The following is a 7,253-nucleotide window of genomic DNA, read 5'->3' as shown; positions in this document are numbered from 1 at the left end:
ATCTTTTTCTAATTCACTTTGTGCCTTTGCTACTTTGTGCCTTTGGCACTTTATTATAAATCACTTTGCCACTTTGTGCCTTTGAACCTTTGCCACTATTAAGCTTCTAATAAAATTTCAGTTATCACCTCTTGAGTTTGTGCCTCTAGAATAAGTTCAGCTAGTTCGCGGAAGCATCCTTCGCCGCCTTTGGCTTCGCAGATATAGTCTACTTGGCTACGCACTTGCTTAAGGGCGTCGGCAGGACAAGCCGTAAAGCCTACGTGCTTCATGATTTCGAGGTCATTGACATCGTCGCCGATATAGGCAATTTGCTCAGGGAGGATATTACGATTCACCAGTATTTGTTGGAGTACCGCCAGTTTATCTTTGATACCCATGTGCAATTCGGTAATCTTGAGTTTTTCGGCACGTTTGCGTACAGAAGGCGAAAGCTCGCCAGTAATGATACCTGTAGCAATTTGTCTATTGCGCAAACGCTCGACACCCATGCCATCACGGATATTGAATTTTTTCAATACCTCACCATTTTCTCCATAATATACCCCTGCATCGGTCAAAACGCCGTCACAGTCGGTAAGGAGCAATTTTATATGTTGTAATTTTTCCATTGAGTAATTTGTGGTTAAGCTTACTTGAACATTGTAGCTATTTCAAAACTCTGCACTCAAAATTCAAAACTCTAAATGCTTGTCCACCCGCCATCGACTACTAGGTTGGCGCCCGTCATATAAGCCGAAGCATCAGAAGCAAGGAATACCAATGCCCCTTGGTAATCGTTAGGCTGAGCCATACGACCAAGTGGCGTTTTATTTGTATAGTTTTTGATAAAAAATTCGTTCTGACCGTTTTCAACACCCCCTGGTGACAGTGTATTCACACGCACACCTTTGTGCCCCCAATAGGCAGCCAAAAAGCGCGTAAAGTTGAGAACAGCACCTTTGGTAGTTGGATAAGATGGAGATTTAAAAAAACTCTGCTCCCCGTTTTCGTCACGGTAAATTTGTTGGTCAGGACCCACCATGCCATAAGTGGATGCGATATTGATAATGCTACCAGCACCCGCCTCAGCCATTACTGAGCCAAATATCTGCGAGCATAAAAAGACCCCAAGAACATTTACTTCAAGTGATTTTCGGAAAGACTCCAACGGATAGTTTTCAAAAGCTGATAACTCTTTTGCCATCAATGGATTTTCGAACATATCGTTGATAGCCGCATTGTTGACTAACACGTCGATTGAGCCATATTTTTCGAGAATAGTCGCTTTGGCTTTCTCCAAACTATTAGGGTTTGTAACATCGAGCTTTAGACCAATATGTTTTTCTCCTAATTGATTAGCCAAACTTTTGGCTTGTAATTCGAGTACGTCGGCTACAACCACATTGGCACCTGCGACAGCGAGCGCCTCGCAGTGTTTTTGTCCAATCAATCCTGTAGCACCTGTAACAATAGCTGTTTTACCTGCCAATGAAAACAATTGGGGCACAGCCAAAGATGGATTCGAGATTAGCTGATTCATGGTTAGGCTTTCTGCAAAGCAGGTTTGATATTGTAGTTTGAGGTTTTTCTAAAAACAGCTTCTAATACTTCTCCACGAATCAATGGCATTGCATCTTTATCAAGAATCGCTTTTTTCATGATTGGCATAACATCACGATACGCAGACAAAGTGTAAGCAATATCCTCGTCGGTATGACTGTAGCACATATTATGAAAACCTGCCCACAGGATACCACGCTTAATCATTTCTTGTTGCATAAGCGTTTTTAGCTCAAGGCCATTGCCAGCTTCTGGACTAAATGTTACCATAGAGCGACATGGATAGCCGATACATTTGGTAAATGCGCCCAAGCCAAACTCCTCTGCAATCTGGTTATATCCTTGTTGTAAAATCGCCCCTTTTTCAGCTAAATACGCTGGTACATTTTTTTCTTGTAATTCACGAATGGTTGCAATACAAGCTGCCAAAGACAAAGTTTCGCCACCGAAAGTTGTGTAGCTAAATACTTCTTTGTTGAAAAGCTCCATAACGTCTGCACGACCCGTCAACAAGGCAATTGGCATTCCATTAGCACAAGCCTTTGAGTAAACCGCTAAGTCTGGTTTTACTTGGAAATATTCTTGTGCACCACCCAAGGCAATACGAAAACCCGTCCACATTTCATCAAAAATCAACAAAGTGCCATTTTCACGACAAGCTTCGGCTAATTCTTGAAGGAAATTGTTTTTAGGTGCTTCAAAAATAAATGGCTCTAAAATCACAGCTGCCACGTCTTCGTCCAAGGCAGCACGAATACCTTCGATGTCGTTGTATTCGAAAGTATAAGTCATATTTTGCGTACTTTCGGGCACACCAGCATTACGACTTGTGATACCGATATACCAATCATGCCAACCATGATAGCCACAACAGAAGATTTTTTCACGACCTGTAAAAGCACGTGATACACGAATAGCCGCCGAACAAACATCTGCTCCCATTTTGGAGATTTTGACTGCTTCAGCGTTTGGAATAATGTCTTGAATCAGTTCTGAAAGCTCAACTTCTAAAGGATGCGTCAGAGAAAACGAAATTCCGTCAGCTAATTGGCTTTGGATGGCCTCATCGACTGCTGGGTAGCAATATCCTAAAGATACTGGACCAATTGCGGCGTTATAGTCGATATACTCGTTGCCATCGACATCCCAAACGTGTGAGCCTTTTCCTTTTACCAAATACTTTGGTGCAACACCTTTGGTAAATTGACCTGGCCCTTTAGCAAGGGTCTGAGTAATAGGTTTTTGAACAGCCAAAGCCCGTTCATATAAAATATCCGAAATAGTAATATTAGGATAATGGTCGTTAAATTTTACTCCGTTTGGCATGACAATGAATTAATGGTGATTCTCGAAATGCAATGTTGTATATAGTTCGGCTTTAGGCTGTAAGCTGTATGCATTAGGCAAGAGGTCTTTATAATTTCATATAAAACTCCTTTTTTCTTTAGCCTAAAAGACCTTGCGTGCAACGTCTCTACAAGTGGGGATTATTCTGCAAATTCAGACGCTATGATATGAGGCTGAATGGATTCAGTATGATAGCCCAAAATACGTTCTGCTATTTGTTTTCCTGTAAATCCTTCGTATTCTAGCACCTCTTGCAAGCGTGCTGGTTTGAACCATTTCTCGAATAGTGCAATAGGTAAAACAGGTGCTTGTATCTGTTTTTTCAAGAAAATTTCTGCAACAATAGAATACAAACCTCCTGTAACAAAATGGTCTTCGATGGTTACTAACAAATCTGTTTTTTGCGTTAAATCTACCAGATAAGCTTCATCGATTGGCTTGAGACTACGAAGATTTACGATACCCACAGACTTGCCTTCAGCTCTAAGAATTTCGGCGGCGATAAGCGTTTGCTCAAGCATAAAACCGTAAGTCAGCAAGGTAACATCTGTACCTTCAGCAATAACTTCAGCTTTGCCAATTTCAAAGTGTTTTTGATGTTGAAAAGAGGTAGGACGGTGACAAATACGAATATAAGCTGGATGTTTAGAGGCAAGAATTTCGGGTAACATTATGGCCAAATCTTGCTCATTGGCTGGTGCAAAAACTTGCATATTTGGAATTCCTCGCATGAGAGATACATCCTCTACAGCTTGGTGTGTGGGACCGTTGCCATCAGATAAAAAACCTGGAATAAAGGCGCTCAACTTGATAGGTAAATTGGGGATTCCTGCATCGGTGCGAACAAACTCAAACGCACGCATCGAAAGAAAAGACGCCAATGCGTGTAATACAGGCACTCTTCCACGTAATGCCAACCCTGCGGCGGCACCTACCATACATTGTTCGGTAATTCCTGTATCGATAAATCTTTTACCTAAAACTGGAGGCAAATTACGAATCAAAGCACGGTTTTCGGCTGTCATGACCACGATACGCTCGTCGTCGATGGCTATATTTTTTAGTAGTTCTTCGTACATAAATTCAATTAGTTAATTGTGAATGAGCGAGTTGTGAATTAATAACAGAAAACTCAGCCACTCAATAAGACGTTGCGATGCAACGTCTCTGCGATCTATCTTACCACAAGGGTTTCTGAATCAATTTGAGCCTTTTGTTGCCCGTGGAGTTCTTGTAAGAGTTGTTCAATTTCTACAGTCGAAAAATTGCAAAACCAACGGTCAGCACGAGCTTCGATACTTGGTAAACCTTTTCCTCGAACTGTATCGGCTATTATTACACTTGGTTTATGTTTTTTGTATGGCAAGTCTGCAAATGCTTCTTCCAAATCCAAGAAATTATGTCCATCAATGCGACATACTTCCCAACCAAAAGCCTCAAATTTATCTACTAAAGGCTCTAGTGGAATAAGGTCTTCTGTGGCCATATTGGCTTGGAAATTGTTGCGATCCACCACAAAAATAAGGTTGTCTAATTTGTGCGCGTGTGCCACCATAACTGCCTCCCAAACCGAACCTTCATTAAGCTCGCCATCACCCAAGATACATACCACGCGATTTTGAGAATCACTAATTTTCAAGTCCATTGCCACACCCACTGATACCGCTGGCAAATGTCCCAAAGAACCCGAATGAAACTCAATACCAGGGATTTGGGTATTGGGATGCCAATAGATATGGTCGTTGGTTGATAAGTGGTTTTGCAGTCTCTCTGCTTCTAAAACACCCATTTCGACCAACGTACCATAAAGTGCTGGCACATCGTGCCCTTTCGACAAAAACAAATAGTCTCTGTCGGGGTCATCCAAGTTAGTAGAGTTTAAGTTGAGGAATTCTGTGTAGAGGTAAACGATTAAATCGGTTGCTGAAAGCGATGCACCCACAAAACAGCCTCCGTCAGTCGAAAGCTTGATGATATGCTCACGAACTCGTAAAGCCGTTTGCTCCAATTTCTTTAATTTTACTTCGTTCATGGGTAGTTTATTGAGTGAGTTTCGATTGAATGAATGAGTGATTTTTCAATCTAATTACACTTTTTTATTTTTAAAGGATAGACGTTCTACGTTGCGTCTTGTACCAAGAATTCTAATAAAAAAAGACTTATTTTTCCAACAATCATTATTACTTATGATTCATTGGAATTTGATAGTTTTGGGGAAGGCACCAGACCCTGTGCTTCTACCTGAACCGTCATAGAAGCGTCGATGGTTTTTAGCTCGTCCAAATGGTTTCGATACCAATTGACACCTGCCCACTGAGCGTTAATAGCCATAATTTCAGGCTTTTGCGCCAATAAATTTAAAATATCTTCCAAAGAGAACTCAGGCTTGAGAGGATATAGCTCTTCAAAAATCCGCTTAATAAATTGGTAGTCTTCATGATAATCTATGGTAAATCTGTGTGACATTGAATAATCCAAACCTGTTTCCCAAAGTACATTGCCTAGTTTGAACTTCTCTGGATTTTCCCAGAAATAAGGCGTTGTATGCTCTAGTTCCAAAGGCCGAACTGCCTCCTCCCAAGCTTTGGTTAGGGCTTTAAAACTCATAATCTCTACATCGTTGCCATCGGGATAAGTAGCAGGATGTAAGTTACTTATATAATCATATTTGTCGGGTGCTGACAAGTACACATCTAATACTTTATCCACAATACGAGGGTCGATAAGTGGACAATCTGATGGTATTTTAAGAACAACGTCTGCTTCGGTCAAATGCCCTACTTGCCAATGCCTGTCGAGTAAATCATTAAGACTTCCTCTGTAACAATCTATTTGATATTTTTTACAAAAACGCTCAATGACATCGTCATGTGTATGATCAGAAGTTGCAATAACGATATGTGATATACGCTTTACCATTCGAAGGCGCTCTATCATGCGGTAAAGTAGGGGCTCTTCCAAGATAGGAAGCATTACTTTACCTGGCAATCGGCTCGAACTCATGCGAGCTTGTACGACGATGGTGATAACTGGCGTTTGACTCATGCGATTTCGCAAAGACTAGGTTTAATAATGGGTGTTGCGTGGTATTGGTACTGTTTGGTAAAGTCTTCTTTTTTACCATTAAATTCCAAAAAGTCACGGCATACACGAGCAATATTTTGAGCAGAAGTACCTCCATTCTGAATTGGCGCTAATCTTTTTAGGTCCTCCACATCAAAATAAGAATGTACTTTTTTCCCCAAGGCAATACCCACATATACAAGCGTCGAATACTGTGTAATCAATTCGTCGCAATTGGCAATCATGTGATTTACATTGCCATTAGTGTAAATAAAAGTACCTTCGGGCGTATTTTCTTTGATTTCGGCAATGGCTCTTTCAAAAATCTCGTTGGGATGTAGCTTAAACACCAATGGTCGTCCGTTGGCGATTTCAACACAACGTTTGATAAAGCCTACTCTATCGTCTGGTCGGTAACATTCGCGAATATCAGAAGTAGTTACCAACACATAGTTTTTCATATCGAGGGTGTTATCCACAAACTTTTCACAATTATCAAAATTAGGCATACCTGTGACCATAATTTTGTGAGCTTGGGTTCCCATGTCAGAAAAATATCCTTTGTAGCCTTCCGATGCAGCACAATACACATCGCAAATATTGGAAGTTCCGTTCAGGGATGTTCCTATAGCTAAGTAAGGAGGCAGATGTAATTTTTTGACCCATTTGCTAATAGTGGTGCATTCATCTATCATACCTTCTTGCACCCACAAAGTTTTGGTTTGAAGCATTCTGTCAGGAATAATCAAATCCGAACAATAGACTACCAAATCGTAGCGATTTTTTTGTGCTTTGTAGTCCATCTGCAAACCGTGCTCAGCGCAATAGGTCTCCGAATTGCGACGAAACTGCCCAGCCAGCACCGTGCGGTCGGCCCAAGTGGTATTTTCGATTACCCAGTTCACCAAGGGCGAGTCGGCAAAAATCTGACTAAACCAACAATCATACTCAGGCAATTGCTGAGCGATTTGGTGCATCTGCGAGGTTTGATTAATCGACCCTGTGATAAACAGTATTTTCTTTGGTATATGCATCCGCTATTGATAAGCTTAGTGAGTCCAGAATTCTAGTAATATCTAGCGTTTTCTGTGATGTAAAAGTAGAGAATTATTATTACCCAAATATTATGAATAGGTTACGAATTATTGAGTTAACAATTTGATAATAAAGGAAGTGCAACCCAAAAACAAACCTTAGGTTATTGTTGGGCAAAACGAAAAGTTTTATTCAGCTGAATTTTGTAAATACAGTTTTAAACTGTTAAAAAAATGAGTCCAAGACTAAGTCTTGAACTAGTAAAT

The 7,253-nt window shown here is 40.7% G+C and carries 7 protein-coding genes; all 7 read right to left on the bottom strand.

All coding sequences use genetic code 11. From position 1 onward, the window contains the following. Window positions 1-98: 98 nt before the first annotated feature. Window positions 99-611: a KdsC family phosphatase gene (locus tag ACOVQ4_RS03255; protein WP_095161434.1), complete on the bottom strand. Its 513-nt coding sequence runs from the start codon at window positions 609-611 to the stop codon at window positions 99-101. Between the two features lie 71 nt (window positions 612-682). Then, on the bottom strand, window positions 683-1,522 hold the full coding sequence (locus tag ACOVQ4_RS03250) for an SDR family oxidoreductase (protein WP_421819222.1): 840 nt from the start codon (window positions 1,520-1,522) through the stop codon (window positions 683-685). A gap of 2 nt (window positions 1,523-1,524) precedes the next feature. Beyond that, entirely contained in the window at window positions 1,525-2,868 is a 1,344-nt protein-coding gene (locus tag ACOVQ4_RS03245; RefSeq protein WP_421819221.1) for an aminotransferase class III-fold pyridoxal phosphate-dependent enzyme, read from the bottom strand. A 161-nt stretch (window positions 2,869-3,029) separates the two neighbouring features. Beyond that, complete coding sequence (locus ACOVQ4_RS03240) at window positions 3,030-3,968, bottom strand: transketolase family protein (protein ID WP_421819220.1); 939 nt, start codon at window positions 3,966-3,968, stop codon at window positions 3,030-3,032. Between the two features lie 95 nt (window positions 3,969-4,063). Further along, window positions 4,064-4,921 (bottom strand): transketolase, encoded by an 858-nt coding sequence (locus ACOVQ4_RS03235; RefSeq protein ID WP_421819219.1) that lies wholly within the window; start codon window positions 4,919-4,921, stop codon window positions 4,064-4,066. A 152-nt stretch (window positions 4,922-5,073) separates the two neighbouring features. Continuing rightward, window positions 5,074-5,934, bottom strand: coding sequence for a cytidylyltransferase domain-containing protein (locus tag ACOVQ4_RS03230; RefSeq protein ID WP_421819218.1), 861 nt, complete (start codon window positions 5,932-5,934; stop codon window positions 5,074-5,076). Beyond that, entirely contained in the window at window positions 5,931-6,986 is a 1,056-nt protein-coding gene (locus tag ACOVQ4_RS03225; protein ID WP_421819217.1) for a hypothetical protein, read from the bottom strand. The genes ACOVQ4_RS03230 and ACOVQ4_RS03225 overlap by 4 nt, the downstream gene beginning before the upstream one ends. Window positions 6,987-7,253 lie beyond the last annotated feature (267 nt).

Source organism: Flectobacillus sp. (assembly GCF_049240685.1).
In the GTDB taxonomy this organism is placed as follows: domain Bacteria; phylum Bacteroidota; class Bacteroidia; order Cytophagales; family Spirosomataceae; genus Flectobacillus.
This window is presented reverse-complemented; position numbering and strand designations above follow the sequence as displayed.

Coding starts and splice junctions, on each gene's coding strand:
- ACOVQ4_RS03235 (WP_421819219.1), bottom strand. CDS start 4,921: ATGAACGAAGTAAAATTAAAGAAATTGGAGCAAACGGCTTTACGAGTT.
- ACOVQ4_RS03250 (WP_421819222.1), bottom strand. CDS start 1,522: ATGAATCAGCTAATCTCGAATCCATCTTTGGCTGTGCCCCAATTGTTT.
- ACOVQ4_RS03245 (WP_421819221.1), bottom strand. CDS start 2,868: ATGCCAAACGGAGTAAAATTTAACGACCATTATCCTAATATTACTATT.
- ACOVQ4_RS03255 (WP_095161434.1), bottom strand. CDS start 611: ATGGAAAAATTACAACATATAAAATTGCTCCTTACCGACTGTGACGGC.
- ACOVQ4_RS03240 (WP_421819220.1), bottom strand. CDS start 3,968: ATGTACGAAGAACTACTAAAAAATATAGCCATCGACGACGAGCGTATC.
- ACOVQ4_RS03225 (WP_421819217.1), bottom strand. CDS start 6,986: ATGCATATACCAAAGAAAATACTGTTTATCACAGGGTCGATTAATCAA.
- ACOVQ4_RS03230 (WP_421819218.1), bottom strand. CDS start 5,934: ATGAGTCAAACGCCAGTTATCACCATCGTCGTACAAGCTCGCATGAGT.